Raw genomic sequence first — 26,333 nt, forward strand, 5'->3', positions numbered from 1 at the left:
AATCAATTATGGCTGTTCAGCAGAACAAAAAATCCCGCTCTGCCCGTGACATGCGTCGTTCGCACGACGCTCTCGAGGCTAGCACCCTGTCCGTAGAAAAAACCACGGGTGAAGTTCACCTGCGTCACCACGTATCGCCAGAAGGCGTATACCGTGGTCGTAAAGTGATCGACAAGGGCGCCGACGAGTAATCACTTGTCCGCTCAAGTCATCGCGATTGACGCAATGGGCGGGGACTTCGGTCCCCGCAGCATTGTTCAGGCCAGCCTTGCTTGTCTGAATGCTACACCCTCGCTGCACCTGACCCTCGTCGGTCAACCCTCCCTCCTGGAAGACATGCTCAGCGGCCAATCGGCTGTCGATCGCGCGCGCCTGACGATTGCCCCAGCGTCCGAAATCATCACCATGGACGAAAAGCCCGCCCAGGCCCTGCGCAGCAAGCCTGACGCCTCGATGCGGGTAGCCCTTGAGCTGCTGCGCGATGGCAAGGTCCAGGCATGCGTCAGTGCGGGCAATACCGGTGCGCTGATGGCGCTGTCACGCTACGTGCTCAAGACCTTGCCGGGTATCGACCGACCCGCGATGGTGGCGGCGATCCCGACTCAGCGTGGGTTTTGTCAATTGCTCGATCTGGGGGCCAACGTCGATTGCAGTGCCGAGCATTTGCTGCAATTTGCGGTGATGGGCTCGGTCGCGGCGCAAACCCTGGGTATCGTGCGCCCTCGTGTGGCATTGCTGAACATCGGCACCGAAGACATCAAGGGCAACCAGCAGGTCAAGCTGGCGGCCACGCTGCTGCAGGGCGCGCGCGGCATCAACTACATCGGCTTCGTCGAAGGCGATGGCTTGTACCGTGGCGAGGCCGATGTGGTGGTGTGCGATGGCTTCGTCGGCAATATCTTGCTCAAGTCCAGCGAAGGCCTGGCGACCATGATCGGCCAGCGCATCGAGGCCTTGTTCAAGCAGAGCTTCGCCTCGCGGGTAGTGGGTGCCCTGGCGCTGCCGTTGATGCGTCGGTTGCAGGCCGACCTGGCGCCGGCGCGGCACAACGGTGCGAGTTTTCTCGGGCTGCAGGGAATTGTGATCAAGAGCCACGGTTCGGCGGGCGTGCAGGGTTTTCAGAGTGCGATCAACCGGGCAGTGATCGAGGTCCAGGAAAACCTGCCGGAGCGCTTGCGCGGTCGCCTCGAGGATTTGTTAACTTAGGCGTTTTCGTCCGACAATGCTTAAATGTGACTGGTCGGTTCAACCCGCCATCCAACTCTCAGTTTCCTAGCGCCCCCAGGGGCGTCAATTTTTGACGACAAGATCATTAGGGGCTTTGTTTTCATGTCTGCTTCCCTCGCATTCGTCTTTCCAGGACAGGGCTCGCAGTCCCTCGGCATGCTGGCCGAGCTGGGCGCGCAATACCCGCTGATCCTCGAAACATTCAAAGAAGCTTCCGATGCGCTCGGCTATGACCTCTGGGCACTGACCCAGCAAGGGCCGGAAGAGCGCCTCAATCAAACGGATAAAACCCAACCCGCCATCCTGACTGCCTCGATCGCCCTGTGGCGCCTGTGGCTGGCTGAAGGCGGCGCGCGCCCGGCATTCGTCGCCGGCCATAGTCTGGGCGAATACAGCGCCCTCGTAGCCGCTGGCAGCCTGAGCCTGGGCGACGCGGTGAAACTGGTGGAGCGTCGTGGCCAGTTGATGCAGGAAGCGGTTCCGGCCGGGCAGGGCGGCATGGCCGCGATCCTCGGCCTGGAAGACGCCGATGTGCTGGCCGCCTGTGCCGAAGCGGCGCAAGGCGATGTGGTCAGTGCGGTGAACTTCAACTCCCCGGGCCAAGTGGTCATCGCCGGTGCCAAGGCTGCTGTCGAGCGCGCCATCGAGGGCTGCAAGGCTCGTGGTGCCAAGCGCGCCATGCCGCTGCCGGTCAGCGTGCCGTCGCACTGCGAGCTGATGCGTCCGGCTGCCGAGCGCTTTGCCGAATCCATCGCCGCCATCGACTGGCAGGCCCCGCAGATTCCCGTGGTGCAGAACGTCAGCGCCAACGTGGCGCCGGATCTCGAGACCCTCAAGCGTGATCTGCTGGAGCAACTCTACAAGCCGGTTCGCTGGGTCGAATCGGTGCAGGCCCTGGCGGCCAAGGGCGCGACCGAGCTGGTCGAATGCGGCCCAGGCAAAGTGCTGGCAGGCCTGAACAAACGCTGCGCCGAAGGCGTATCGACTTCCAACCTCAACACCCCAGACGCCTTCGTTGCCGCCCGTGCAGCGCAGGCCTGAACAGGAGAAGCTTGCATGAGTCTGCAAGGTAAAGTTGCACTGGTGACCGGTGCAAGCCGTGGCATCGGCCAGGCCATCGCCCTGGAACTGGGCCGTCAAGGCGCCATCGTTATCGGCACCGCGACTTCCGCTTCGGGTGCCGAGCGTATCGCTGCAACCCTGAAGGAAAACGACATTCAAGGCACCGGCCTTGAGCTGAACGTCACCAGCGACGAATCCGTTGCGGCGGTGCTGGCAAGCATTCAGGCGCAGTTCGGTGCGCCGGCGATCCTGGTCAATAATGCCGGTATCACCCGCGATAACCTGATGATGCGCATGAAAGATGACGAATGGTTCGACGTCGTCGACACCAACCTGAACAGTCTGTACCGGCTGTCCAAGGGCGTTTTGCGTGGCATGACCAAGGCTCGCTGGGGTCGAATTATCAGTATCGGTTCGGTTGTGGGTGCCATGGGCAACGCAGGCCAAGTAAACTATGCTGCGGCGAAGGCCGGTCTGGAAGGTTTCAGCCGTGCGCTGGCGCGTGAAGTGGGTTCGCGCTCGATTACGGTAAACTCGGTTGCACCGGGTTTCATCGACACCGACATGACCCGCGAACTGCCAGAAGCACAGCGTGAAGCCTTGTTGACCCAGATTCCGCTGGGTCGTCTGGGGCAAGCTCAAGAAATCGCGTCCGTGGTCGCTTTTCTTGCGTCGGACGGTGCGGCATACGTGACCGGGGCTACAATCCCGGTAAACGGCGGGATGTACATGAGTTAAATGTGACGGATTGCTTCAAAAAAATGTCATACGAGCTGTCTAAAATCCGTTATAAAGCTGCAATCAATTTATAGACGGCGGGCCGCAGGGTTTGAGGAGTGAAGCTTTCGGTTGAAAAACCGAAAAGTTCTTCTATACACTTACCCCCCGGCCAGCTGCCTGAATTTGTCCATTAGGAGTGAAAACAAGGTATGAGCACCATCGAAGAGCGCGTCAAGAAAATCGTTGCCGAGCAACTGGGCGTTAAAGAAGAAGAAGTTGTGAACACCGCTTCCTTCGTTGAAGACCTGGGTGCCGACTCCCTTGACACTGTTGAGCTGGTGATGGCTCTGGAAGAGGAATTCGAGACCGAAATCCCTGACGAAGAAGCTGAGAAGATCACTACTGTACAAGCTGCTATCGACTACGTTACCAACCATCAGGCGTAATCGTCTTTAGTCGTCGCTAGCTGTCATGGAAAAACCGCACTGCCATCACGGCGTGCGGTTTTTTCTTTAGGCCTGATGCAAAGTCGTCATTAGAAAAAGGAGAGTGCTGTGTCGCGTAGACGCGTCGTAGTCACCGGTATGGGTATGTTGTCGCCACTGGGCACGGATGTGCCGAGCAGTTGGCAGGGCATTCTGGCTGGCCGCAGTGGCATTGGTCTGATCGAACACACCGACCTTTCTGCCTATTCCACCCGTTTTGGCGGCTCGGTAAAGGGCTTCAATGTCGAGGAATACCTGTCGGTCAAGGAAGCTCGCAAGCTTGACCTGTTCATTCAATACGGCCTGGCAGCCGGTTTCCAGGCTGTGCGTAACTCAGGGCTGGAAGTCACCGACGCCAACCGTGAACGCATCGGCGTGGCCATGGGTTCGGGTATTGGCGGCTTGACCAATATCGAAGAAACCAGCCGCACGCTGCACGAATCGGGGCCGCGACGGATTTCTCCGTTCTTCGTGCCGGGCTCGATCATCAACATGATTTCCGGTTTCCTGTCCATCCACCTGGGTGCCCAGGGACCCAACTACGCCATTGCTACGGCGTGCACCACCGGTACCCACTGCATCGGCATGGCCGCGCGCAACATCATGTACGACGAAGCCGACGTGATGATTGCCGGTGGCGCTGAGATGGCGGCTTGCGGCCTGGGCATGGGTGGCTTTGGCGCTTCCCGTGCGCTGTCGACCCGCAACGACGAGCCCGCCCGCGCGAGCCGGCCATGGGACAAGGGCCGCGATGGCTTCGTGCTGTCCGATGGTGCCGGTGCGCTGGTGCTTGAGGAACTGGAGCACGCCAAGGCGCGCGGCGCGACCATCTATGCCGAGCTGATCGGCTTTGGCACCAGTGGCGATGCGTACCACATGACGTCGCCACCGGCCGATGGCGCCGGTGCTGCCCGTTGCATCGCCAACGCCTTGCGTGATGCGAAACTCAACGGCGAGCAGGTGCAGTACATCAACGCCCATGGCACTTCGACCCCGGCCGGCGATCTGGCCGAAGCCCAGGCCATCAAAACCGTGTTCGGCGAGCACGCGTACAAGCTGGCGGTCAGCTCGACCAAGTCCATGACCGGTCACCTGCTGGGTGCGGCAGGGGCGGTGGAAGCGATCTTCAGCGTCCTGGCGATCAACAGCCAGACAGCGCCACCGACCATCAACCTCGATGAGCCGGACGAAGGTTGCGACCTGGACTTCGTGCCGCACACTGCCCGCAGCATGGACATTGATGTGGTGCTGTCCAATTCCTTCGGCTTTGGCGGGACCAACGGTTCTCTGGTGTTCCGCCGGTTCGCCGGTTGATGAAAAGCTGGGTCGACGGTCAGCCGGCCGACGTCCTGTCGCTGAAAGATCGCGGCCTGGCTTACGGCGATGGGTTGTTCGAGACCCTTGCCGTGCACGATGGCAGGCCGGTGTTGCTGGAGCGTCACCTGCAACGCCTGGAAACCGGTTGCCGGCGGTTGGCGCTCAACGTCGACATGAGCGCGTTGAGCACCGAGCTCAATACTTATGCCCGGAGCCTGGGCGTCGGCGTGCTGAAGCTGATCGTGACCCGTGGCGACAGTCTGCGCGGTTATGCCGCAGATCCCTCGACCCCGGCCCGCCGTATCTTGCAAGGGAGCCCACCAGCGGCTTATTCCCTCGCCCATGCCGAACAAGGCGTTCTTCTGTTTCCCTGCAGCGTGCGGTTGTCCGAGCAGCCTTTGCTCGCCGGCCTCAAGCATCTCAATCGCCTGGAACAGGTGCTGGCTCGTGCCGAGTGGAGTGACGGGCAGTACGCCGAAGGCTTGATGCTGGATACGTCCGGGCGGGTGATCGAAGGTGTGTTCAGCAACCTGTTCCTGGTGCGCGATGGCGTGTTGTTCACCGCGGACCTGAGCCGTTGCGGGGTGGCCGGCGTGATGCGCGCAGAATTATTGTTTCAAGCCAAGTCCCACGGCATCGCCACGCAAATCACGGATATCAGTCTCGAAGAGCTGCACCAGGCTGATGAAGTCTTCGTCTGCAACAGCGTTTATGGCGTGTGGCCGGTACTCGGATGCGGTTCGGCGCGCTGGTCGGTTGGCCCGCTCACCCGTAAACTGCAGACCCTTGCCCGTGCGCTATTGGATGTTTGATTCGTGAGACGTAAATTCTTGCTGCTGCTGGAGACCGGACTGGTTCTGGCAGGGCTGTTGTTGGGTGCTTCGGCCTGGAAGATCCATTCGGCGCTGCAACAGCCGCTGAACATCACCCAGGAAGAATTGCTGGACGTGCCCAACGGGACCACTCCGACCGGAACCCTCAAGCGCCTCGAAGCCGATGGCTTGATCAAGGACGCTTTCTGGCTGCGGATCTATTGGCGCTTCAATCTCGCCGACCAGCCACTGCATTCCGGTGAATATCGGATGGTGCCGGGCATGACCATGGAAGGCCTGATCGCCGTCTGGAAACGCGGCGAAGTGGTGCAGTACAGCGTGACGCTGGTGGAGGGCTGGAATTTCCGTCAGGTGCGTGCCGCGCTGGCCAAGGATGAAAAACTCCAACAGACCCTCACCGACCTGAGTGATAGCCAGGTCATGGACCGTCTGGGTCACTCCGGAGTATTTCCCGAAGGTCGGTTCTTTCCGGACACCTATCGCTTCGTGCGTGGCACCTCGGATATCGACCTGCTGAAAAAAGCCTACGACCGCTTGGAAGACGTGCTTGCCAAGGAGTGGGCACAGCGTGCCGCCGATGTGCCTTATACCCAGCCGTACCAGGCGCTGATCATGGCCTCCCTGGTGGAGAAGGAAACCGGCGTGCCCCAGGAACGCGGGCAGATTGCCGGCGTCTTTGTGCGGCGCATGCACCTGGGCATGCTGCTGCAAACCGACCCTACGGTGATCTACGGCCTGGGCGAGCGCTACACTGGCAAGCTCACCCGTGCCCATCTCAAAGAAGACAATCCGTACAACACCTATTTGAATTCGGGCCTGCCGCCAACGCCGATCGCAATGGTGGGACGCGAGGCGATTCATGCGGCATTGAACCCGGCGTCGGGCAATAGCCTTTACTTCGTCGCGCGCGGTGATGGCAGCCATGTGTTCTCCGATGACCTGGAGTCGCATAACGCCGCGGTGCGCGAATTCCAGCTCAAGCGCCGTGCCGACTACCGCTCCAGTCCGGCCCCGGCAACACCGGACGAACAGGCACCCATTCCCGCGGCATCACCCGACACGGCGCCCGAAGCTGTACCCCAGGTGCCGCCCCAAGTGCCTGCTCCCGAACCGGATGCCAGCGAGCCGCCGAGCCCGCAATGACTTTGATTAAGGATCGCCTGTGACTGGCTTGTTTATAACGCTGGAAGGTCCGGAAGGCGCCGGCAAGAGCACTAACCGCGAATACCTGGCCGAACGCCTGCGGGCCGCGGGCATCGAGGTGGTGTTGACCCGTGAGCCGGGCGGTACGCCGCTGGCCGAGCGAATTCGCGAGGTGCTGCTGACGCCCCTTGAAGAAATCATGAACCCCGACACCGAGCTGTTGTTGGTGTTCGCGGCCAGGGCGCAGCATCTGGCCGAGGTGATTCGTCCGGCGTTGGCCCGTGGCGCCGTGGTGCTCTGCGATCGTTTTACCGATTCGACCTATGCCTACCAGGGCGGCGGTCGCGGTTTGTCCGTGGAGCGCATCGCCGCGTTGGAAGCCTTCGTCCAGGGTGACCTGCGGCCAGACCTGACCCTGGTGTTCGATTTGCCGGTGGAAATCGGCCTGGCTCGCGCCAGCGCCCGTGGCCGGCTGGATCGTTTCGAACTCGAGGGCCAGGCTTTTTTCAACGCGGTGCGCAATGCCTTCCTGAGTCGCGCCAAGGCCGATCCGGCGCGTTACCTGTTGATCGATGCCGCGCAACCGCTGGCCCAGGTCCAACAGTCCCTGGACGGCTTGCTACCGCGTTTGCTGGAGCGTGTCCGTGGCTGAAGCCTATCCGTGGCAAGACGGCCTCTGGCAGCAACTGGCCGGTCGTTCCCAGCATGCCCATGCCTATCTGTTGCATGGCCCGGCCGGAATCGGCAAGCGAGCGCTGGCCGAGCGCCTGATGGCCAGCCTGCTGTGCCTGCGTCCGGGTGTCTCGAACGCCTGCGGTGAATGCAAGTCCTGCCTGCTGCTCAAGGCTGGCAGCCATCCCGACAATTACGTGTTGGAGCCGGAAGAGGCGGACAAGGCGATCAAGGTCGACCAGGTCCGGGACCTGGTCAGCTTCGTGGTCCAGACCTCACAGATGGGCGGGCGCAAGGTGGTGCTGATCGAACCCGTCGAGTCGATGAACATCAACGCCGCCAACGCCTTGCTCAAAAGTCTTGAAGAACCTTCCGGCGACACCGTGCTGTTGCTGGTCAGCCACCAGCCGAGTCGCTTGCTGCCGACCATCAAGAGTCGCTGTGTGCAACAGGCCTGTCCGTTGCCGAGCGAGGCGATGAGCTTGCAGTGGCTGGCCCAAGCCTTGCCCGACAGCAGCGACGAAGAGCGTGTCGAGTTGCTGACCCTGGCGGCCGGCTCGCCCCTGGCGGCTGTCAGCCTTCAGGCCCAAGGCGTGCGTGAACAGCGGGCCTTGGTGGTGGACGGGGTCAAGAAACTGCTCAAGCAGCAACAGTCCCCCACGCAACTGGCCGAGGGCTGGAATGCGATCCCGTTGCTCTTGCTGTTTGACTGGTTCTGCGACTGGTCAAGCCTGATCCTGCGTTACCAACTGACCGAGGACGAGGCCGGCCTGGGCTTGGCGGACATGCGCAAGGTGATCCAGTACCTGGCGCAAAAAAGCAGCCAGGATAAAATCTTGAACATTCAGGACTGGATTCTTGCCCAACGTCAGAAGGTGCTGGGCAAAGCGAACCTCAATCGGGTGCTGTTGCTCGAGGCGCTGTTGGTGCAATGGGCGAGTTTGCCTGGTCGAAACTGACAGCTAGCGCCTAGACTCAGCTCAATCGCAGCGGAGATCAGCATGAACGAACCTGTCAGTCCCGGGCCACGCAACGGCATCCTGTCCCTGACCATCAAGGACAAGTCGGTGCTCTACGCCGCCTACATGCCCTTCATCAAGAACGGCGGCCTGTTCATTCCGACCAACAAGAGTTATCGCTTGGGCGATGAAGTGTTCATGCTCTTGAGCCTGATGGATGAGTCGGAAAAGATCCCGGTTGCCGGCAAGGTAATCTGGATGACGCCCAAAGGCGCCCAGGGCAACCGGGCCGCCGGCGTCGGTGTGCAATTCAGCGACGGCGACAATTCCGCTCGCAATCAGATCGAAACCCACTTGGCCGGCTCCCTGAAGTCCGACCGTCCCACCCATACGATGTAGTCCGGCTTTTTATGCTTGTAGATTCCCATTGTCACCTTGACCGTCTCGACCTCGCTGCCCATGGCGGCTCCCTGGATGCTGCGCTGGACGCGGCCCGTGAGCGGGGGGTCGGTCATTTCCTGTGCATCGGCGTCAGCGTCGACAACGCCGCCGACGTCAAGGCCCTGGCCGAACGTTATGCCGATGTCGATTGCTCGGTCGGTGTCCACCCGCTGGATGTCCAGCCCGGCGCCGCGCCAGCGCTCGATTGGCTGTTGCGTGAGCTGGACCATCCGCGGGTAGTCGCCATCGGCGAAACCGGCCTGGACTATCACTACGAACCGGAAGCCGCCGACGTGCAGCAGGCGTCGTTCCGCCTGCACCTGGAGGCCGCCCGGCAAACCGGCAAGCCGGTGATCATCCACACCCGTGGCGCCAGGGCCGACACCCTGGCCTTGCTGCGTGACGCCGCGCTGCCCCAGGCCGGGGTGCTGCATTGCTTCACCGAAGACTGGGACATGGCCAAGGCCGCCCTGGACATGGGTTACTACATTTCCTTGTCCGGGATTGTCACGTTCCGTAATGCCGATGCATTGCGCGACGTTGCCAGCAAAGTACCGGCTGATCGACTGTTGGTGGAGACCGATTCGCCTTACCTGGCGCCCATTCCCTATCGTGGCAAGCCAAACCTTCCGCAATACGTACGGGAAGTGGCAGAGTTTCTGGCGATGCTGCGTGGTGAGTCCTACGAGCGGTTTGCCGAGCAGACGACGGAAAATTTTAAGCAATTGTTTCCGCTGGCTCACGTTCGTTCGGTGCGAACCTGAATTCCATGCAAAAAAAACCCGGGTTCTGGGGGGTGAATCCGGGTTAAGACCATTAGGAGTAAAACAAAGGCACGCGGTCCGTTGGTACCTTTATCAGCGCGTCACTTGGGGGAGATGTCGCGCTGACAGTTCAAGTATTGATCAGTATGCCAACCCGTCCAGTCTGGCCGGTGCGGTTTTTAAACAAATTTGGAATACGCTCGCTTCGGATAAGTTCTCACTGCCGCCAAAGCTCGCAGACGCGGCGCATTGGGGTGAGAAACGGCGAGCCGGGTGTGTACGGTTTTGTGAAGAACAGTGGCCGAGAACGGATGATCCGTGCATTTTTGCGTAAGTTAGGCATAATACCCGGCTTCGAATTTTGACCCTTCAGACCTTTTTCTTATGCACAAAGAACCCCGTAAGGTCCGTGAGTTTCGCCGCCGCGAGCAGGAAATTCTCGACACCGCGCTCAAGTTGTTCCTCGACCAGGGTGAAGACAGTGTCACCGTCGAGATGATTGCGGATGCCGTGGGTATCGGCAAAGGCACGATTTATAAACATTTCAAATCCAAGGCGGAGATCTACCTGCGCCTGATGCTCGACTACGAGCGCGATTTGAACGAGCTGCTGCATTCGGCCGACGTGGACAAGGACAAGGAGGCCCTGTCCCGGGCCTACTTCGAATTCCGCATGCGCGACCCGCAGCGCTACCGCTTGTTCGATCGCCTGGAAGAGAAGGTGGTCAAGGGCAACCAAGTGCCGGAGATGGTCGAGGAGCTGCACAAGATCCGCGCCTCGAACTTCGAACGCCTGACCCTGCTGATCAAGGGCCGGATCACTGAAGGCAAGCTTGAAGACGTGCCGCCTTATTTCCATTACTGCGCCGCTTGGGCGTTGGTGCATGGCGCGGTGGCGCTGTATCACTCGCCGTTCTGGAGCAACGTGCTGGAAGATCAGGAAGGTTTCTTCCAGTTCCTGATGGACATTGGCGTGCGCATGGGCAACAAGCGCAAGCGCGATACCGACGTCCCGAGCAGCTAAGGCCGCACAGGCCAAGACATTCAGCTGTCTTATTGCGCCATGTCCGCTTACATGGCGCAGTGCCCCAGTAATATACTCAGGCTTGGGTCTTGCGAAATCTTGATTTCTAGGTCAGTTTTCGTGAGTCCGATTTTTCTCGTGCCGGAGTGATCCATGATCGTTGACCGTCAAGGCAGGCGTTTCCGTAATCTGCGGATAAGCCTGACCTCAGCCTGCAATTACGCCTGTACCTATTGCGTGCCTGACGGCAAGCGGTTGGTGGCTGCGCAGGATGAACTGTCGGCCGAGGCCATGGCGCGTGGCGTGGCCTATTTGATCGAGGCCGCCGGCATCGAGCGGCTGCGCATCACTGGGGGTGAACCGTTGGTCAGCCCCAAGCTCGAGCGTTTCATGACGGCGGTCGGGCAGATGGGCCTGGAAGACATCAGCCTGACCACCAACGGCCAGTTGCTGGCGAAAAAACTGCCCTTGTTGGTGGATGCTGGTATTCGCCGCATCAACGTTTCCCTCGACACCCTGGACCCCGCCGCGTTTCGCAGTATCGCCCGTGGTGGCGACCTGGCGACCGTGCTCGACGGCATGGAGCAGGCCCGGGCCGCCGGACTGAAGATCAAGGTCAACATGGTGCCGTTGCGCGGGCAGAACCTGGACCAGGTGATGCCTTTGCTTGAGTACTGCCTGGAACGTGGCTATGAGTTGCGTTTCATCGAGTTGATGCGCATGGGGCACCTGGCCAGCGACTCCAACGCTTTCCTGCAGCAGTTCGTCAGCCTCCAGCAATTGCTCAGCCTGATTGGCGATCAATACGAGTACCTGCAAGCTGACGCCCCGGTGGATGCCACGGCGGTGCGCTATGAGATACCGGGGTTGGGTCACTTTGGCGTGATTGCCAACGAAAGCGTGCCTTTTTGCCGTACCTGTTCGCGCCTGCGGTTGTCTTCCACGGGTTGGCTGCATGGCTGCCTGTCGTCGAGTAACCGTCACTTCGTCGGCGACCTGTTGGACAAGCCTCGCCACCAGGCATTGCCGGCGCTTCAGCGCTTGCTGGTCAAGGCGTTGGGGGACAAGCAGGAAGTCGCATTCTCGGGCGGTGCTACCATCATGAAAATCATCGGCGGCTGATCTATCGCTATCGCGGGCAAGCCTTGCTCCCACAAGTACGACGCTTACCATGTGGGAGCAAGGCTTGCCCGCGATAGCAATTTCCCATTCACCTGGGTACATCTGGCCTCCATCTCGATGAGCTGGCGCAAAAGCTGCATCCCACGACCATTCGCCGGTTTTCCGACACCGGTTTTTGGAGGGTAGGATGCGTAGCCTGGTTTTGCTGCTGGCCGTTATGGCGCTTGGCGGTTGCATGAATGTCAGTGACATGGGAGAGGGCGTTCGTTATCACATGAGCGACGCCGGCCTGCTGGACCATAGCGACAGCCGTCGTGTGAGCAACCTGCGTATTCAGCCAGACTCGTTCATCTACATTGCCCAGGGTGCCTTCGCTCCACCAGGCGGTGCTTATCCGCGTCCCAACGTCGTGGCCGAAGAAGCCTTCAATGGCTTCATCGAATATTTCCCCATGGTCCGTCGCGCCCGCGTTCCCGAAGGCCTCGACCAGGCCATGGGCGAAGCCCGTTCCGCCGGTGCTCATTATTTGCTGTACACCCGCTTCGCCAAGGCTGACAACCGCATCGGCAACACTGACGAATGGCAGGATGAAGAAGCCGTGGATCGCCTGGGTGTCGATACCAGCGTGATTCAAATCATGTTGATCGAGACCAGCACCCAGTATTTGATTGATACTGCACGTATCAAGAGTCGTGGCGGTTTACTGACGTTGCACGACAAGCAGCCACAAGACCTCATCGCCACGCCTTTGCGTGAATATGCCCGCAGCCTGCTGGGGATGAGCGACGAATAAATAATCAGGAGTCACCATGAGCGGACCGCAAAAAGCCAATGACTTGCTGGGGCAGATCCCCAAGACCAAAGGCCTGCCGCCGGTCCACTTGTGGAACCCCGACTTCTGCGGCGACATCGACATGCGCATCGCCCGGGATGGCACCTGGTACTACCTGGGTACGCCCATCGGGCGAAAGCCGATGGTCAAGCTGTTCTCCACCATCATCCGCCGCGACGGCGATGATTACTTCCTGATTACTCCTGTGGAAAAAGTCGGCATCAAGGTCGATGATGCGCCGTTCGTGGCGGTGACCCTTGAGGTTGAAGGGCAGGGGGAAGGTCAGGTGTTGCGCTTTACCACCAATGTCGAGGAAACCACCGAGGCCTGTGCCGAGCATCCGCTGCGGGTGGTGATCGATACCCAGACCCAGGAACCCGCGCCCTACGTGCATGTGCGCAGCAATCTCGAAGCGCTGGTCCATCGCAATGTGTTCTACCAACTGGTGGAGCTGGCGGTCAGCCGCGAGATCGACGGGCAGCGCTGGTTGGGCGTGTGGAGCGGCGGCGAGTTTTTCCCCATCGGCCTGGAACCCTAGCCCCTGTGGGAGCGAGCTTGCTCGCGATGGCGATGGTTGATCCAATATCGGTGTCGGCTGGGAGACCGCTATCGCGAGCAAGCTCGCTCCCACGGGTGGTTTGCGTAAAATTCAAATTGACACCCAATCATATGATGATTAGCGTGGGCCTCCAATAAGAGTGGCCCGCGGGGTTTTCATGTCCAGCAGTTTTCATGCATCGACCGTCGATTGGCTGGGGGGCTGGATAGCCGCCGGCCAGGTCAAGCCTGGGCAAACCATCAAGGTCGAGGCGGACTTGGGCGAACAACTGGGCGTCAGTCGCACGGTGATTCGCGAGGCGATCAAGACCCTGGTGGCCAAAGGCATGCTGGAGGTCGGGCCGAAAGTCGGCACGCGGGTGTTGCCGGTGCGACGCTGGAACCTGTTCGACCCCCAAGTGGTGGGCTGGCTGTCACGCAGCGGCCTACCGGAAAATTTTGTCGATGACTTGTTGGACCTGCGGCGCACCATCGAGCCGATGGCGGTGCGCTGGGCCTGCGAGCGGGCCACGGCCGATCAGGTGCAGGCGATCCGCCTGGCCTACCATGCGCTGGAGCGAGCGGTGGACAGCGGCGCGGATTACAACCGCGCCGACCAGTTTTTCCATGAGTGCATTCTTGCCGCCAGCCATAATCAATTCATCGAACAAATGGTCCCGGCCCTGGGTGCGCTGCTGGCGGTGTCGTTCGAGGTGTCGGCGGCCGACCCGGATGAACTGCGCCGCACCTTGCCCATCCACAAGGACATCGCCGACGCCATCGCCGCCCGTGACGCCACGCGGGGTGTCTGGGCCTGCATGACCTTGATCGATAACGCTGACCTGGCCATCAAACGCTTTTACCCCAATGTCATGGCCGGTCGAACAGACGCCGCCGGGCAAGCTGGGAACGGGAGGTTTCAATGAAGTGGACGGCTGTGACGGAACACCGGGCGAAGTTGGGCGAGGGGCCCTTCTGGGACGAGCCGACCCAGGCGCTGTATTGGGTCGATATCGCCGGCAAACAGGCACTGCGGCTGATCGGCGCCAACGTACAGATCTGGCAGATGCCCGAGCATGTGTCTGCTTTCATTCCGACCCAGAGTGGCGACGCCTTGGTGACCCTGAGCAGCGGTGTCTACCGCCTCGATCTTGATTCTCCGGGCCTGGAACCGCGCCTGACACTGCTGTGCATGGCCGACCCCCAGCCAGGCAATCGTCCCAACGAGGCCCGTTGCGACGCCCTGGGGCAACTCTGGCTCGGAACCATGCAGAACAATATTGGTGACGAAGGCGAGGATTTGCCGATCGAGCGGCGCTCCGGCGGGCTGTTTCGCGTCGCGGGTGATGGTCGGGTCATGCCCTTGTTGCGTGGGCTTGGCATTCCGAACACGTTGCTCTGGAGCCCCGATGGCACCACGGTGTATTTCGGCGACAGCCTGGATGGCACCTTGTATCGGCACTTTATCTATCCGGAAGGCAACCTGGCGCCTGCCGAGGTCTGGTTCGGCCCGCACCCACGTGGCGGCCCGGATGGCTCGGCGATGGACGCCCGAGGTTATATCTGGAACGCCCGCTGGGACGGCAGTTGCCTGCTGCGGCTGAACCCGGACGGGCAGGTCGATCGGGTGATCGAGTTGCCCGTCAGCCGCCCGACCAGTTGTGTCTTCGGCGGCGAAGACCTCAAGACGTTGTACATCACCAGCGCGGCGAGCCCATTGGGTCATCCGCTGGACGGTGCCGTGCTGTCGATGCGTGTCGATGTGCCTGGCGTGGTGTGTACAAGGTTCGCAGGTTGAATCCCAAAATATGGGATGTAAATATATATATTGAGATTATTTGGCGGCCGGGTTTATAGTCGGCTCCATCGGCAATACGCACTCACACTAAAAAAACAAAACAGGTGAAGTGATGCAACGATCTTTCCCCGTACGCCCCGGTGGCGTACGCCGGCCACTGTTCTTTCAAGCGTTTTTGCGCCGGTCATCCGTGAATGCCCGGTTTTTGTCGTGCCCGCGCGCAGGAGGCTTGAACCATGGCTGAGCCCTTGGTATTGCCACCCGTGCCGGAGCCAACGAAGGGCGAGCGCCTGAAAGACAAGGTCGTGCTGTTGACCGGTGCCGCCCAAGGCATTGGCGAGGCCATCGTCGCGGCGTTCGCGTCGCAACAGGCTCGGCTGGTGATCAGTGATATCCAGGCGCAGAAGGTCGAGGCGGTGGCCGCCCACTGGCGTGAACGCGGGGCCGATGTGCAAGCGCTGCAGGCCGATGTGTCGAAGCCGCAGGACTTGCAGGCCATGGCCCGGCGCGCCGTCGAGCTGCACGGGCGCATCGATGTGTTGGTTAACTGCGCTGGCGTCAATGTCTTCCGTGACCCGCTGGAGATGACCGAAGAAGACTGGCGTCGCTGTTTCGCCATCGATCTGGATGGCGCCTGGTACGGTTGCAAGGCGGTGTTGCCAAAGATGATCGAGCAGGGCGTGGGCAGCATTATCAACATTGCGTCGGTCCATTCGTCCCACATCATTCCCGGCTGTTTCCCTTACCCGGTGGCCAAGCATGGCTTGCTCGGCCTGACTCGCGCCCTGGGCATCGAATACGCGCCCAAAGGGGTACGCGTCAACGCCATCGCACCGGGTTATATCGAAACCCAACTGAACGTCGACTACTGGAACGGCTTTGCCGATCCCCATGCCGAACGCCAGCGTGCGCTGGATCTGCACCCGCCACGGCGCGTCGGGCAACCGATCGAAGTGGCCATGACGGCCGTGTTCCTGGCCAGTGACGAAGCACCGTTTATCAATGCCTCATGCATCACCATCGATGGTGGACGTTCGGTCATGTACCACGACTGAATATTCTTGGGTTGCGGTCGGAAACTTCGCCTGTAATCCAATCATCATACGATATGACTATTTAGACCTATGCTGTGTAGCAACTTGCTGTAACCGCCCAGCCTGCGCATGTCCACCGATGGTGGAGCAGAAACCTGGACGTTTGGCTTTCAATAAAAAAAACAAGGAGTCAACTATGAATCATCGTCGTGGGATCCGTTCCCTGTGTCGCGCCGCCCTGGCGGTTACCGCGGTCAGCCTCAGCAGCAGTTTGCTGGCGGCTGATCCTGTAAAAATCGGTTTCCTGGTCAAGCAGGCCGAGGAGCCCTGGTTCCAGACCGAATGGGCCTTCGCCGAGAAGGCGAGCAAGGACAAAGGCTTCGAGTTGATCAAGATCGCCGTGCCTGACGGCGAGAAGACTCTCTCGGCCATCGACAGCCTGGCCGCCAACGGTGCCAAGGGTTTCGTGATCTGCCCGCCGGACGTCTCCCTCGGCCCGGCCATCGTGGCCAAGGCCAAGCTCAATGACATGAAAGTAATCGCCGTCGACGACCGCTTCGTCGGTTCCGATGGCAAGTTCATGGAAGACGTGCCGTACCTGGGCATGGCCGCGTTCGAGGTGGGCCAGAAGCAGGGCGCCGCGATGGCTGCCGAAGCCAAAAAGCGCAACTGGGACTGGAAAGAGACCTACGCGGTGGTCAACACCTTCAACGAGCTGGACACCGGCAAGAAGCGCACCGACGGTTCGGTCGATGCCCTGAAGAAAGCCGGCATGCCGGCAGACCATATCCTCTATTCGGCCCTCAAGACCCTCGACGTACCCGGCAGCATGGACTCCACCAACTCAGCGTTGGTGAAGCTGCCAAGCGGTGCGAAGAACCTGATCATCGGCGGCATGAACGACAACACCGTGCTGGGCGGCGTGCGCGCCACCGAAGCTGCCGGCTTCAAGGCGGCCAACGTGATCGGCATCGGCATCAACGGTACCGACGCCATCGGCGAGTTGAAGAAACCTGACAGCGGCTTCTTCGGTTCGATGCTGCCAAGCCCGCACATCGAAGGCTACAAGACCGCCGAAATGATGTACGAGTGGATCACCACCGGCAAGGAACCGCCGAAGTACACCGCCATGGACGAGGTGACGCTGATCACCCGGGAGAACTTCAAGCAGGAGCTGGAAAAGATCGGCCTGTGGAACTGACGGCCGGTTGATTCAAAAGCGGCCCTGGCCACATGAGTGGCGGGGTCGCTTGATCTCTGTAAGTTCGAGGTGGTTATGCAAGCGCAAACAGCGACACAGCAACACAACATCGGCGGCAGCTTGCGGTTCAACGGGATCGGCAAATCCTTTCCCGGGGTGCAGGCGCTGGCCAATATCAGTTTCGTCGCGCATCCGGGGCAGGTGCATGCCTTGATGGGCGAGAACGGCGCGGGCAAGTCCACGTTGCTGAAGATCCTCGGCGGCGCCTACATCCCGAGCAGCGGCGACTTGCAGATCGGCGAGCAGACAATGGCCTTCAAGGGCACTGCCGACAGCATCGCCAGCGGGGTGGCGGTGATTCACCAGGAGCTGCACCTGGTGCCGGAAATGACCGTCGCAGAAAACCTGTTTCTTGGCCATTTGCCGGCGCGTTTTGGCCTGGTCAATCGTGGCGTGCTGCGCCAGCAGGCGCTGACGTTGCTCAAAGGCCTGGCCGACGAAATCGACCCGCAGGAAAAAGTCGGTCGCCTGTCCCTCGGTCAGCGCCAGTTGGTGGAAATCGCCAAGGCCTTGTCCCGTGGCGCCCACGTCATTGCTTTCGACGAACCGACCAGTAGCCTGTCGGCCCGGGAAATCGACCGTTTGATGGCGATCATCGTCCGCCTGCGGGACGAGGGCAAAGTGGTGCTGTACGTCAGCCACCGCATGGAGGAGGTGTTCCGTATCTGTAACGCGGTGACGGTGTTCAAGGATGGTCGCTACGTGCGCACCTTCGAAAACATGAGCGAGCTGACCCATGATCAACTCGTCACGTGCATGGTCGGTCGCGATATCCAGGACATCTATGACTACCGTTCCCGGGAGCGCGGCGATGTGGCGCTGCAAGTGAAGGGCCTGTTGGGGCCGGGCTTGCGCGAACCGGTGAGTTTCCAGGTGCACAAGGGCGAGATCCTCGGCTTGTTCGGGCTGGTTGGCGCCGGTCGTACCGAGCTGCTGCGCTTGCTCAGTGGCTTGGAGCGTCAGCGCGAGGGAAGTCTCGTCCTGCACGGCAAGGAACTGAAACTGCGTTCACCCAGGGATGCCATCGCCGCTGGCGTGCTGCTCTGCCCGGAGGATCGCAAGAAGGAAGGCATCATCCCGTTGGGTAGCGTGGGCGAGAACATCAACATCAGCGCGCGCCCGGCTCATTCCGCGCTGGGCTGCCTGTTGCGTGGCGACTGGGAGCGGGGCAACGCCGACAAGCAGATCAAGTCGCTGAAAGTGAAGACGCCGGCGGCCAGCCAGAAAATCATGTACCTGTCCGGCGGCAACCAGCAGAAGGCGATTCTGGGTCGCTGGTTGTCGATGCCGATGAAAGTCCTGCTGCTGGACGAGCCTACTCGCGGCATCGACATCGGTGCCAAGGCGGAGATCTACCAGATTATCCACAACCTGGCGGCCGATGGTATCGCGGTGATTGTGGTGTCCAGCGACCTGATGGAAGTGATGGGCATATCCGACCGAATCCTGGTGCTGTGCGAAGGGGCCATGCGCGGCGAGCTGCCGCGTGACCAGGCCAACGAATCCAACCTGCTGCAACTGGCGCTGCCGCGCCAACGCGTTGCCGACGCGGCGAACTGAGAGGTAAATCATGACCATTCAAAACAATGCACTGCCAACGGCACGCAAACCCCTGGACCTGCGCCGTTTCCTGGACGACTGGGTCATGCTGCTGGCGGCCATCGGTATCTTCGTGCTCTGCACCCTGATGATCGACAACTTCCTGTCGCCGCTGAACATGCGCGGCCTGGGCCTGGCGATTTCCACCACCGGCATTGCGGCGTGCACCATGTTGTATTGCCTGGCGTCCGGGCACTTCGACTTGTCGGTCGGTTCGGTGATTGCCTGTGCCGGCGTAGTCGCGGCGGTGGTGATGCGCGACACCAACAGCGTGTTCCTCGGCGTCAGCGCGGCGCTGGTGATGGGGCTGATCGTCGGCCTGATCAACGGCGTCGTCATCGCCAAGCTGCGAGTCAATGCGTTGATCACCACCCTGGCGACGATGCAGATCGTCCGTGGCCTGGCCTACATCTTTGCCAACGGCAAAGCGGTGGGTGTGTCGCAGGAGTCGTTCTTCGTGTTCGGCAACGGCCAATTGTTCGGCGTACCGGTGCCGATCCTGATCACCATTGCCTGCTTCCTGTTTTTCGGCTGGCTGCTGAACTACACCACTTATGGGCGCAACACCATGGCCATCGGTGGCAACCAGGAAGCGGCGTTGTTGGCGGGGGTGAACGTTGATCGCACCAAGATCATCATCTTCGCCGTGCATGGCTTGATCGGCGCCCTGGCCGGGGTCATCCTGGCGTCGCGCATGACCTCGGGCCAGCCGATGATCGGCCAAGGCTTCGAACTGACCGTGATCTCGGCCTGCGTGTTGGGTGGGGTATCGTTGAGCGGTGGCATCGGCATGATTCGCCACGTCATTGCCGGCGTGCTGATTTTGGCGATCATTGAAAACGCGATGAACCTGAAGAACATCGACACCTTCTACCAATACGTCATTCGCGGCTCGATCCTGCTGCTGGCGGTGGTGATCGACCGCCTGAAACAGCGCTGAGAGTCAGAGATCGCTGGCGGTTGATCGACCGCCATCGCGAGCAAGCTCGCTCCCACAGTTTTTTGCGCCAGGCCTATCACCCCGGCGTAGCGAAGACCCAGTGTGGGAGCGAGCTTGCTCGCGATGGCGTCATTACATTCAATACTTCCCTGGCTGACCCACCGCTATCGCGAGCAGGCTCGCTCCCACAGTTTTTTGCGCCAGGCTGATCACCCCGGCACAGCGCAGGCCCAGTGTGGGAGCGAGCCTGCTCGCGACGGCGTCATCACATTCAACACTTCCCAGGCTGACCCACCGCTTTCGCGAGCAAGCTCGCGCCCACAGTTTTTTGCGCCAGGCTTATCACCCCGGCACAGCGCAGGCCCAGTGTGGGAGCGAGCTTGCTCGCGATGGCGTCATCACATTCAACCTTCCCTGGCTGACCCACCGCTATCGCGAGCAGGCTCGCTCCCACAGTTTTTTGCGCCAGGCTTATCACCCCGGCACAGCGCAGGCCCAGTGTGGGAGCGAGCCTGCTCGCGACGGCGTCATCACATTCAACACTTCCCTGGCTGACCCACCGCTTTCGCGAGCAGGCTCGCGCCCACAGTTTTTTGCGCCAGGCTTATCACCTCGGCACAGCGCAGGCCCAGTGTGGGAGCGAGCCTGCTCGCGATGGCGTCTACCCTGACGCCTACATCACCCTGCCTTGCGCAACGCTTCGACTAGCTCCTGCTTGCGCATTTTCGAGCGGCCGGGAATGTTTTTCGCCCGGGCCTCTTTCATCAGGCTGTCCACGGTCTGGATTCCATGGGAGGCCTTGCTGGTGCGCGGGTGGCCTTCACGGGTCTTGGCGGCGCGGCGGGCGGATTCCTTGCGGTCGGTTTTCTTTTGCGTCGCCGGCTTGGCCTTTCCCGAACCGCCGGCGCGTTCGCCGCCGCCCGATTGCTTGTTCACCGTCGCCCAGGCGCGGGCCTCGGCCTTATCTTCGGACAAGCCTTTCTTCTCGTAGCTTTCCTCGATGTGCTCGGCCTTGCGCTTTTGCTCGGCGGTGTACTTGTCTTTGCTTCCACGAGGCATGGGACCTTCCTCCTCTTGTGTGTGAGCAGAGGTTACTGGCTGGCGCCGCCGCCTTCGGAACCCGAACCACCGGTCGTGGTTTTCGAGCCCACCCCGGTCTCGGCGTTATCAGGTGCTGTCGAGTCCGGGGTGTTCATCCCGCCCTGGCGCCCCGTGTCATTGCCCTGCACGCGCGGATCGGTACCGGTCGCCGGTGGTTGACCATTGTTCAAGGTGCCGCCGCCGGTGCCGTCGGTGTTCAACTTGGGCAGGCCTTGCGTGGCCGGGGAGTTGGGCGCCTGCACCGGATCGGTCGGCCCGGTGCCGGAAGTGGTCGCCGCGAACGCCGCCGAGGACAGCAGCGTGGCAAGGGTCAATGCAGTCAGCCTTGAAGTGATCATGGGTGTCGCCTCCATTTTCAGAATGCTTACCTGATCTTGGGCCTCGCTGGATTTGGGTTGGTGCCTGGGGCGCGACGAATGGTCTAGCCGACGAGTCCGGCTTCTTCCATGAATTGCTCCATGAAGTTTTTTAGTTTTTCATGACGGATCTGCGCCATGTGTTGCCCGGTGGCGGTCTGGAAACCGTCGGCCAGGTGCAACAATTTGGTCTGGAAATGATCGAGGCAGAAACGTCGATCATCGTAATCCCGGGACTTGGCCTGCGGATCCTGAGGGTCATAGAGCGCACTGCCCATGCGTCCGGCCACATAGAATGTGCGGGCCACGCCGAGCAGGCCCAATGAGTCGAGGCGGTCGGCGTCCTGGAGAATTTTGGCCTCAAGTGTGATCGCTGCGATATTGGCCGAAAAACTGTGAGCCTCAATGGCATGGGCAACGGCGCTGATCTTTTCGTTTGGCCAGTTCAATGTCGACAACAGCGTCGATGCCTTATCCGCTGCCAAGCGAGAGGCCCCGGCGCGCAGCGGTGAATTTTTTTCCACCGCCACGCAATCATGCAGCAACGTTGCCGCCAGCAGGATAAGCAGGTCACCGCCTTCATCACGGTGGAGCAAGCGTACGTTGTGCCAGACCCGTTGCAGGTGTGACAGATCGTGAGCGCCATCCTCCGAGGGCTCCAGTGCATGAGGCAGCAACTGCGCAGCGACGGTTTGAAAAGGTGCAAAGGCGGCAGCGGTCATGACAGATCCTTTGTATGTCAGTACTTCAAGGGTTCGTGGATGATGTTCATTTTCATATGTGACGAGCGGCACGTAGCGGCTTAGTATGGCGCTTTCAATTGGCTACAAGGCCTGTTCATGTCCATCGAGATCCGTCCTGCGCAACCCAGCGATGCGCCTCAAATCCTTGCCTTCATCACCGAGTTGGCCGATTACGAGAAGGCCCGCCACGAAGTCATCGCCAGTGTGGCTGACATCGAGCGCAGCCTGTTCAGCGAGGGCGCAACCGCCCACGGGTTGATCTGCCTGCGTGATGGCGTGCCGATTGGCTTCGCGGTGTTTTTCTTCAGTTATTCCACCTGGCTGGGCAGCAATTGCCTGTACCTCGAAGACCTGTACATCACGCCTGAGCAGCGTGGCGGCGGGGCGGGCAAGACCTTGCTGCGGCATTTGGCTAAAATTGCCTGTGACAACGATTGCGGCCGTTTCGAATGGAGCGTGCTGGACTGGAATACGCCGGCCATCGAGTTCTACAAGTCCCTCGGCGCGCAACCCCAGGAAGAATGGGTGCGCTACCGAATGGACGGTAAGGTGCTACGGGATTTCGCGAACGGCAATTGAAACTCATGAGTATGCGTTGGATGCGTACTCAGCAAATCCGGGGCGCTGTTCCAGCCGCTTGCAGTAGGCGGCCACCGCTGGATAATCCGGACGCTCCATGGGCGCCTGGCGCCAGCGGTGTACGGACAGGCCGATGAGCACATCCGCCAGGGAAAACGCCGTACCGGCCACGTAGGCGCCGGTGCGGTTCAGTTGCTGCTCCAGCAAACCCATCTTCTCGTTCCAGCCTTTGATGCCCGCGGCGATGCGCTGCGGGTCCTGGAAGTCCGGATGCTTGCGCACCAGGGCGTGGAAGGCGTAGCCCCATGACGGGTTGAGTTCTGTGGCTTGCCAATCCATCCACTGTTCGATTCGCGCCCGGGCGGCGGGCTCGACAGGCAGCAGGTCGCTGGGTCCATGCTTGCCCACCAGGTAACGGCAAATGGTATTGGATTCCCAGAGCACGCCGTTCTCATCAATGATCACCGGCACTTGGGCATTGGGGTTCAAGCCCAGGAACGCCGGTTCTCGGGTTGAAGAAAAACCAATGCCCCAGTCTTCGCGCTCGTAGGCGATTTCCAGCTCCTGGCAGGTCCACAACACTTTTCTGACGTTGATCGAGGAAGTGCGGCCGAGGATTTTCAGCAGTTGTCCCATCACTTTTTTCCTGAGTTGTTTGGCGTCCGGCAGAAAACGTAGCAGGGTCCTGGGTGAATGGCGATTAGCTTTGCAGGCGATATTGCTGTATCCCAATATATGGGAGTGATATTTATATATTGAGATTTTATTGCGCCCAGGTTTATAGTCCGCCTCACTCACTGCCAAAAAACAGAACAGGTGAAGCGGATGCAGGCGCAATTGATCGCGCTCGATTGGGGGACCACCTCATTACGGGCTTACAAACTCGCAGCCGGTGGCGAGGTGCTCGAGCAGCGTTCGCTGTCATCGGGAATCATGCAGTTGCCCTCCGGGCCGCGAACCGTGGCCGGCCAGGTGTGCATCGACGGGTTTGAATTGGCCTTCGACGAGGCCTGTGGCGACTGGCTCGATGCACAGCCTGGCTTGCCGGTCATTGCCTGCGGCATGGTCGGCAGCGCCCAGGGCTGGCGTGAAGCGCCGTACTGCGCCACACCTGCCAACGTCGCCAATCTCGGACATTCCCTACAAATCGTTCGCAGCCTTCGCGGTGTCGATGTGCACATCGTGCCGGGCGTGATCCAGCGTTCACGCTTGCCCAATGTCATGCGCGGCGAAGAAACCCAGGTGCTCGGCGCGTTGCACAGCCTGCCGGACGAAGCAGTGCTGATCGGCTTGCCCGGCAGTCATTCGAAATGGGTGGAAGTGGCCGATGGCTGCATCGTGCATTTCGACACCTTCATGACTGGCGAGATCTTCGCCGTGCTCAGTGACCACAGCATTCTCGGCCGCACCCAGCAACGGAGTACGACCTTCGATGGCGTGGCCTTTGATCGCGGTGTACAGGTGGCGTTGTCGGTGGACGGCCAGATCGGGCCGTTGTCCACGGTGTTCAGCGCTCGCAGCCTGGGCTTGACCGGCGAATTGGGGGCGAGCGCCCAGGCGGATTACCTTTCGGGCCTGTTGATCGGCCATGAACTGACAGCGCTGGCCGAAGTACAGCGCCGGCGACGCGACAGCCTCCACCTGCCGACGGTGGTGCTGATCGGCAACTCCCAACTCTGTGGCCGTTATCAACGGGCCCTCGACGCCTGCGGCTTCGCCCGGGTGGTCCTGGCCGAACAGGCCACCGAACGCGGTTTGTGGCAACTGGCCGTGGCGGCCGGGTTGCTCGATTCCACCGCCCCCTGAACCTGACTGGAGGTCTGACATGCTCACACAAGCACTGGCGCACAACGGGCTGATCGCGATCCTGCGTGGTCTGCGTCCCGAAGAGGCGGCGGCCATCGGCGAAGTCCTGTACAGCGCTGGATTTCGCGTCATCGAAGTACCGCTCAATTCCCCCGAGCCTTACGAAAGTATCCGCATTCTGCGCAGCAGCTTGCCCGCCGATTGCCTGATCGGTGCCGGTACCGTGCTCACGCCGGAACAGGTGGAACAAGTGAAAGCCGCTGGCGGCCAAGTGATCGTCATGCCCCACAGCGATCCGAAGGTGTTGCGGGCAGCGAAAGCGGCAGGGCTGTACTTGTCCCCCGGCGTCGCCACGCCCACCGAAGCCTTTGCCGCGCTGGCCGAAGGCGCCCACGTGCTGAAGATGTTCCCCGCCGAGCAAATGGGCCCGGCGGTGGTCAAGGCCTGGCTTGCGGTACTGCCGGCCGGGACCGTGCTGGTGCCGGTGGGCGGGATTACGCCGGACAACATGGCGGTGTTCGTCGAAGCCGGTGTCAAGGGTTTCGGCCTCGGTTCCGGGCTGTTCAAGCCGGGCCTGACAGCGGATGACGTAGCGGTGCGCGCCAAGGCCTACGTGGCCGCATGGAACGCCTTGAACTGAAGACTTTTCCAGCGCCCCGTGCGCTGCATCTGATAAGAGAGACAACAAGATGAAAATCACCAAGCTGACCACGTTTATCGTTCCGCCGCGCTGGTGCTTCCTCAAGGTCGAAACCGACGAGGGCGTCACTGGCTGGGGCGAGCCCGTGGTCGAAGGCCGTGCCCACACGGTGGCGGCGGCGGTTGAGGAATTGTCCGACTACCTGATCGGCAAAGACCCACGCAACATCGAAGACATCTGGACCGTGCTGTATCGCGGTGGCTTCTACCGCGGCGGTGCCATTCACATGAGTGCCCTCGCGGGTATCGACCAGGCGCTGTGGGACATCAAGGGCAAGGCCCTGGGTGTGTCGGTCAGCGATTTGCTGGGTGGGCAGGTGCGCGACAAGATTCGCGTGTATTCGTGGATCGGCGGTGACCGACCGGCCGACACCGCACGCGCGGCGAAAGAAGCCGTGGCGCGGGGCTTCACCGCCGTGAAGATGAACGGCACCGAGGAGCTGCAGTTTCTCGACACCTTTGAAAAAGTCGACCTGGCCCTGGCCAACGTTGCGGCGGTACGCGATGCGGTAGGGCCGAACGTCGGCATTGGCGTGGACTTCCACGGCCGGGTGCACAAGCCAATGGCCAAGGTGTTGATGAAGGAACTCGATCCCTACAAGCTGATGTTCATTGAAGAGCCGGTGCTCAGCGAAAACTACGAAGCCCTCAAGGAATTGGCACCGCTGACCAGCACCCCGATTGCCCTGGGTGAGCGGTTGTTCTCGCGCTGGGACTTCAAGCGTGTACTCAGCGAAGGCTACGTGGACATCATCCAGCCTGATGCGTCCCACGCCGGTGGCATCACCGAAACCCGCAAGATCGCCAACATGGCCGAGGCCTACGACGTGGCGCTGGCGCTGCACTGTCCGCTGGGCCCGATTGCCCTGGCGGCGTGCCTGCAACTGGATGCGGTCTGCTACAACGCCTTCATCCAGGAACAGAGCCTGGGCATCCACTACAACGAGAGCAACGACCTGCTGGATTACATCAAGGATCCGCAGGTGTTCGACTACGACAAAGGCTTCGTGAAGATCCCCAACGGCCCGGGCCTGGGCATCGAGATCAATGAGGAATACGTCATCGAGCGCGCGGCCATCGGCCACCGCTGGCGCAACCCGATCTGGCGCCATGCCGATGGCAGTTTTGCCGAGTGGTGAGTCACTCCTAGTCACTGCGTAGGAGCAAAGGCGTCTTGTGGGAGCAAGGCTTGCCCGCGATGAACGATGACGCGGTCCGACTGTAATACGCATCGCCTGCATCGCGGGCAAGCCTTGCTCCCACAGGGTCTTGCTCAATCC

30 protein-coding genes are annotated in these 26,333 nt (G+C 60.9%); 26 read left to right on the forward strand and 4 right to left on the reverse strand.

Features of this window, described 5'->3' with window-relative positions; all coding sequences use genetic code 11:
• Positions 1 to 8: 8 nt before the first annotated feature.
• The 22 genes from rpmF (at position 9) to araH (ending at position 19,769) form a co-directional block, all read left to right on the forward strand.
• Entirely contained in the window at positions 9 to 191 is a 183-nt protein-coding gene (rpmF, locus tag KI237_RS09400) for a 50S ribosomal protein L32 (RefSeq protein WP_003179396.1), read from the forward strand.
• Between the two features lie 4 nt (positions 192 to 195).
• Positions 196 to 1,206, forward strand: coding sequence for a phosphate acyltransferase PlsX (gene plsX / locus KI237_RS09405; RefSeq protein ID WP_212799583.1), 1,011 nt, complete (start codon positions 196 to 198; stop codon positions 1,204 to 1,206).
• A gap of 123 nt (positions 1,207 to 1,329) precedes the next feature.
• Positions 1,330 to 2,268, forward strand: a complete 939-nt coding sequence (fabD, locus tag KI237_RS09410; RefSeq protein WP_212799584.1) for an ACP S-malonyltransferase — start codon at positions 1,330 to 1,332, stop codon at positions 2,266 to 2,268.
• Between the two features lie 15 nt (positions 2,269 to 2,283).
• Complete coding sequence (fabG, locus tag KI237_RS09415; RefSeq protein WP_186707194.1) at positions 2,284 to 3,027, forward strand: 3-oxoacyl-ACP reductase FabG; 744 nt, start codon at positions 2,284 to 2,286, stop codon at positions 3,025 to 3,027.
• 191 nt (positions 3,028 to 3,218) lie between these two features.
• Positions 3,219 to 3,455, forward strand: coding sequence for an acyl carrier protein (gene acpP, locus KI237_RS09420; RefSeq protein WP_003442511.1), 237 nt, complete (start codon positions 3,219 to 3,221; stop codon positions 3,453 to 3,455).
• Between the two features lie 108 nt (positions 3,456 to 3,563).
• The gene (gene fabF, locus KI237_RS09425; RefSeq protein WP_212799585.1) at positions 3,564 to 4,808 is read left to right on the forward strand and encodes a beta-ketoacyl-ACP synthase II; all 1,245 of its coding nucleotides are present in this window, start codon (positions 3,564 to 3,566) and stop codon (positions 4,806 to 4,808) included.
• A complete protein-coding gene (pabC, locus tag KI237_RS09430; protein WP_212799586.1) occupies positions 4,808 to 5,623 on the forward strand; it encodes an aminodeoxychorismate lyase in 816 nt (271 codons plus the stop codon). Before fabF ends, pabC begins: the two co-directional genes overlap by 1 nt.
• Positions 5,624 to 5,626: 3 nt before the next feature.
• Complete coding sequence (gene mltG / locus KI237_RS09435; protein ID WP_212799587.1) at positions 5,627 to 6,787, forward strand: endolytic transglycosylase MltG; 1,161 nt, start codon at positions 5,627 to 5,629, stop codon at positions 6,785 to 6,787.
• A gap of 19 nt (positions 6,788 to 6,806) precedes the next feature.
• Positions 6,807 to 7,439 (forward strand): dTMP kinase, encoded by a 633-nt coding sequence (gene tmk, locus KI237_RS09440; RefSeq protein WP_212799588.1) that lies wholly within the window; start codon positions 6,807 to 6,809, stop codon positions 7,437 to 7,439.
• Entirely contained in the window at positions 7,432 to 8,418 is a 987-nt protein-coding gene (locus KI237_RS09445) for a DNA polymerase III subunit delta' (protein WP_212799589.1), read from the forward strand. The genes tmk and KI237_RS09445 overlap by 8 nt, the downstream gene beginning before the upstream one ends.
• A 42-nt stretch (positions 8,419 to 8,460) precedes the next feature.
• The gene (locus KI237_RS09450; RefSeq protein WP_024618378.1) at positions 8,461 to 8,817 is read left to right on the forward strand and encodes a PilZ domain-containing protein; all 357 of its coding nucleotides are present in this window, start codon (positions 8,461 to 8,463) and stop codon (positions 8,815 to 8,817) included.
• Between the two features lie 11 nt (positions 8,818 to 8,828).
• On the forward strand, positions 8,829 to 9,623 hold the full coding sequence (locus tag KI237_RS09455; protein WP_212799590.1) for a TatD family hydrolase: 795 nt from the start codon (positions 8,829 to 8,831) through the stop codon (positions 9,621 to 9,623).
• A 384-nt stretch (positions 9,624 to 10,007) separates the two neighbouring features.
• Entirely contained in the window at positions 10,008 to 10,646 is a 639-nt protein-coding gene (locus KI237_RS09460) for a TetR/AcrR family transcriptional regulator (protein ID WP_212799591.1), read from the forward strand.
• 153 nt (positions 10,647 to 10,799) lie between these two features.
• Positions 10,800 to 11,768, forward strand: coding sequence for a GTP 3',8-cyclase MoaA (locus KI237_RS09465; protein WP_212799592.1), 969 nt, complete (start codon positions 10,800 to 10,802; stop codon positions 11,766 to 11,768).
• Between the two features lie 187 nt (positions 11,769 to 11,955).
• Positions 11,956 to 12,561 carry a DUF4823 domain-containing protein gene (locus KI237_RS09470; RefSeq protein ID WP_212799593.1) on the forward strand — a complete coding sequence of 202 codons (606 nt, stop codon included), beginning with the start codon at positions 11,956 to 11,958 and terminating at the stop codon, positions 12,559 to 12,561.
• Positions 12,562 to 12,577: 16 nt separating this feature from the next.
• Positions 12,578 to 13,138 carry a DUF1285 domain-containing protein gene (locus tag KI237_RS09475; RefSeq protein WP_212799594.1) on the forward strand — a complete coding sequence of 187 codons (561 nt, stop codon included), beginning with the start codon at positions 12,578 to 12,580 and terminating at the stop codon, positions 13,136 to 13,138.
• Positions 13,139 to 13,316: 178 nt separating this feature from the next.
• Complete coding sequence (locus KI237_RS09480) at positions 13,317 to 14,063, forward strand: FadR/GntR family transcriptional regulator (protein WP_212799595.1); 747 nt, start codon at positions 13,317 to 13,319, stop codon at positions 14,061 to 14,063.
• The gene (locus tag KI237_RS09485; protein ID WP_212799596.1) at positions 14,060 to 14,935 is read left to right on the forward strand and encodes an SMP-30/gluconolactonase/LRE family protein; all 876 of its coding nucleotides are present in this window, start codon (positions 14,060 to 14,062) and stop codon (positions 14,933 to 14,935) included. Before KI237_RS09480 ends, KI237_RS09485 begins: the two co-directional genes overlap by 4 nt.
• Positions 14,936 to 15,171: 236 nt before the next feature.
• Entirely contained in the window at positions 15,172 to 15,990 is an 819-nt protein-coding gene (locus tag KI237_RS09490) for an SDR family oxidoreductase (RefSeq protein ID WP_212799597.1), read from the forward strand.
• Positions 15,991 to 16,165: 175 nt separating this feature from the next.
• A complete protein-coding gene (locus KI237_RS09495) occupies positions 16,166 to 17,170 on the forward strand; it encodes a substrate-binding domain-containing protein (protein ID WP_212799598.1) in 1,005 nt (334 codons plus the stop codon).
• A 75-nt stretch (positions 17,171 to 17,245) separates the two neighbouring features.
• Positions 17,246 to 18,790: an L-arabinose ABC transporter ATP-binding protein AraG gene (gene araG, locus KI237_RS09500; protein ID WP_212799599.1), complete on the forward strand. Its 1,545-nt coding sequence runs from the start codon at positions 17,246 to 17,248 to the stop codon at positions 18,788 to 18,790.
• Between the two features lie 10 nt (positions 18,791 to 18,800).
• Complete coding sequence (gene araH, locus KI237_RS09505; protein WP_212799600.1) at positions 18,801 to 19,769, forward strand: L-arabinose ABC transporter permease AraH; 969 nt, start codon at positions 18,801 to 18,803, stop codon at positions 19,767 to 19,769.
• Between the two features lie 678 nt (positions 19,770 to 20,447).
• Here the strand turns inward: araH and KI237_RS09510 are convergent.
• The 3 genes from KI237_RS09510 to KI237_RS09520 all read right to left on the reverse strand — a co-directional run bounded on the left by KI237_RS09510 (position 20,448) and on the right by KI237_RS09520 (position 21,948).
• Positions 20,448 to 20,828 carry a Rho termination factor N-terminal domain-containing protein gene (locus KI237_RS09510; protein WP_212799601.1) on the reverse strand — a complete coding sequence of 127 codons (381 nt, stop codon included), beginning with the start codon at positions 20,826 to 20,828 and terminating at the stop codon, positions 20,448 to 20,450.
• 32 nt (positions 20,829 to 20,860) lie between these two features.
• A complete protein-coding gene (locus KI237_RS09515; RefSeq protein WP_212799602.1) occupies positions 20,861 to 21,208 on the reverse strand; it encodes a hypothetical protein in 348 nt (115 codons plus the stop codon).
• 83 nt (positions 21,209 to 21,291) lie between these two features.
• Complete coding sequence (locus tag KI237_RS09520; RefSeq protein ID WP_212799603.1) at positions 21,292 to 21,948, reverse strand: HD domain-containing protein; 657 nt, start codon at positions 21,946 to 21,948, stop codon at positions 21,292 to 21,294.
• Between the two features lie 117 nt (positions 21,949 to 22,065).
• Here KI237_RS09520 and KI237_RS09525 point away from each other — a divergent pair, with 117 nt between their 5' ends.
• Positions 22,066 to 22,548, forward strand: coding sequence for a GNAT family N-acetyltransferase (locus KI237_RS09525; protein ID WP_014339485.1), 483 nt, complete (start codon positions 22,066 to 22,068; stop codon positions 22,546 to 22,548).
• A gap of 3 nt (positions 22,549 to 22,551) precedes the next feature.
• Here the strand turns inward: KI237_RS09525 and KI237_RS09530 are convergent, their stop codons facing one another.
• Positions 22,552 to 23,184, reverse strand: a complete 633-nt coding sequence (locus tag KI237_RS09530; RefSeq protein ID WP_212799604.1) for a glutathione S-transferase family protein — start codon at positions 23,182 to 23,184, stop codon at positions 22,552 to 22,554.
• Between the two features lie 189 nt (positions 23,185 to 23,373).
• Between KI237_RS09530 and KI237_RS09535 the strand changes: the two genes are divergently transcribed.
• Genes KI237_RS09535 through dgoD form a run of 3 tightly spaced genes read left to right on the forward strand, consistent with a single transcriptional unit; the run spans position 23,374 to position 26,192 of the window.
• Positions 23,374 to 24,354 carry a 2-dehydro-3-deoxygalactonokinase gene (locus tag KI237_RS09535; protein ID WP_212799605.1) on the forward strand — a complete coding sequence of 327 codons (981 nt, stop codon included), beginning with the start codon at positions 23,374 to 23,376 and terminating at the stop codon, positions 24,352 to 24,354.
• 19 nt (positions 24,355 to 24,373) lie between these two features.
• On the forward strand, positions 24,374 to 24,994 hold the full coding sequence (locus KI237_RS09540; RefSeq protein ID WP_212799606.1) for a 2-dehydro-3-deoxy-6-phosphogalactonate aldolase: 621 nt from the start codon (positions 24,374 to 24,376) through the stop codon (positions 24,992 to 24,994).
• 49 nt (positions 24,995 to 25,043) lie between these two features.
• Positions 25,044 to 26,192, forward strand: coding sequence for a galactonate dehydratase (gene dgoD / locus KI237_RS09545; protein WP_003179439.1), 1,149 nt, complete (start codon positions 25,044 to 25,046; stop codon positions 26,190 to 26,192).
• Positions 26,193 to 26,333: the final 141 nt, after the last annotated feature.

It is taken from the genome of Pseudomonas sp. St316 (assembly GCF_018325905.1).
Lineage (GTDB): Bacteria > Pseudomonadota > Gammaproteobacteria > Pseudomonadales > Pseudomonadaceae > Aquipseudomonas.

Coding starts and splice junctions, on each gene's coding strand:
- pabC (WP_212799586.1), top strand. CDS start 4,808: ATGAAAAGCTGGGTCGACGGTCAGCCGGCCGACGTCCTGTCGCTGAAA.
- KI237_RS09525 (WP_014339485.1), top strand. CDS start 22,066: ATGTCCATCGAGATCCGTCCTGCGCAACCCAGCGATGCGCCTCAAATC.
- KI237_RS09510 (WP_212799601.1), bottom strand. CDS start 20,828: ATGCCTCGTGGAAGCAAAGACAAGTACACCGCCGAGCAAAAGCGCAAG.
- fabD (WP_212799584.1), top strand. CDS start 1,330: ATGTCTGCTTCCCTCGCATTCGTCTTTCCAGGACAGGGCTCGCAGTCC.
- KI237_RS09475 (WP_212799594.1), top strand. CDS start 12,578: ATGAGCGGACCGCAAAAAGCCAATGACTTGCTGGGGCAGATCCCCAAG.
- dgoD (WP_003179439.1), top strand. CDS start 25,044: ATGAAAATCACCAAGCTGACCACGTTTATCGTTCCGCCGCGCTGGTGC.
- KI237_RS09460 (WP_212799591.1), top strand. CDS start 10,008: ATGCACAAAGAACCCCGTAAGGTCCGTGAGTTTCGCCGCCGCGAGCAG.
- KI237_RS09520 (WP_212799603.1), bottom strand. CDS start 21,948: ATGACCGCTGCCGCCTTTGCACCTTTTCAAACCGTCGCTGCGCAGTTG.
- KI237_RS09450 (WP_024618378.1), top strand. CDS start 8,461: ATGAACGAACCTGTCAGTCCCGGGCCACGCAACGGCATCCTGTCCCTG.
- araH (WP_212799600.1), top strand. CDS start 18,801: ATGACCATTCAAAACAATGCACTGCCAACGGCACGCAAACCCCTGGAC.
- KI237_RS09535 (WP_212799605.1), top strand. CDS start 23,374: ATGCAGGCGCAATTGATCGCGCTCGATTGGGGGACCACCTCATTACGG.
- KI237_RS09485 (WP_212799596.1), top strand. CDS start 14,060: ATGAAGTGGACGGCTGTGACGGAACACCGGGCGAAGTTGGGCGAGGGG.
- KI237_RS09495 (WP_212799598.1), top strand. CDS start 16,166: ATGAATCATCGTCGTGGGATCCGTTCCCTGTGTCGCGCCGCCCTGGCG.
- KI237_RS09515 (WP_212799602.1), bottom strand. CDS start 21,208: ATGATCACTTCAAGGCTGACTGCATTGACCCTTGCCACGCTGCTGTCC.
- fabG (WP_186707194.1), top strand. CDS start 2,284: ATGAGTCTGCAAGGTAAAGTTGCACTGGTGACCGGTGCAAGCCGTGGC.
- KI237_RS09465 (WP_212799592.1), top strand. CDS start 10,800: ATGATCGTTGACCGTCAAGGCAGGCGTTTCCGTAATCTGCGGATAAGC.
- KI237_RS09480 (WP_212799595.1), top strand. CDS start 13,317: ATGTCCAGCAGTTTTCATGCATCGACCGTCGATTGGCTGGGGGGCTGG.
- KI237_RS09470 (WP_212799593.1), top strand. CDS start 11,956: ATGCGTAGCCTGGTTTTGCTGCTGGCCGTTATGGCGCTTGGCGGTTGC.
- acpP (WP_003442511.1), top strand. CDS start 3,219: ATGAGCACCATCGAAGAGCGCGTCAAGAAAATCGTTGCCGAGCAACTG.
- KI237_RS09530 (WP_212799604.1), bottom strand. CDS start 23,184: ATGGGACAACTGCTGAAAATCCTCGGCCGCACTTCCTCGATCAACGTC.
- KI237_RS09540 (WP_212799606.1), top strand. CDS start 24,374: ATGCTCACACAAGCACTGGCGCACAACGGGCTGATCGCGATCCTGCGT.
- araG (WP_212799599.1), top strand. CDS start 17,246: ATGCAAGCGCAAACAGCGACACAGCAACACAACATCGGCGGCAGCTTG.
- rpmF (WP_003179396.1), top strand. CDS start 9: ATGGCTGTTCAGCAGAACAAAAAATCCCGCTCTGCCCGTGACATGCGT.
- KI237_RS09490 (WP_212799597.1), top strand. CDS start 15,172: ATGGCTGAGCCCTTGGTATTGCCACCCGTGCCGGAGCCAACGAAGGGC.
- KI237_RS09455 (WP_212799590.1), top strand. CDS start 8,829: ATGCTTGTAGATTCCCATTGTCACCTTGACCGTCTCGACCTCGCTGCC.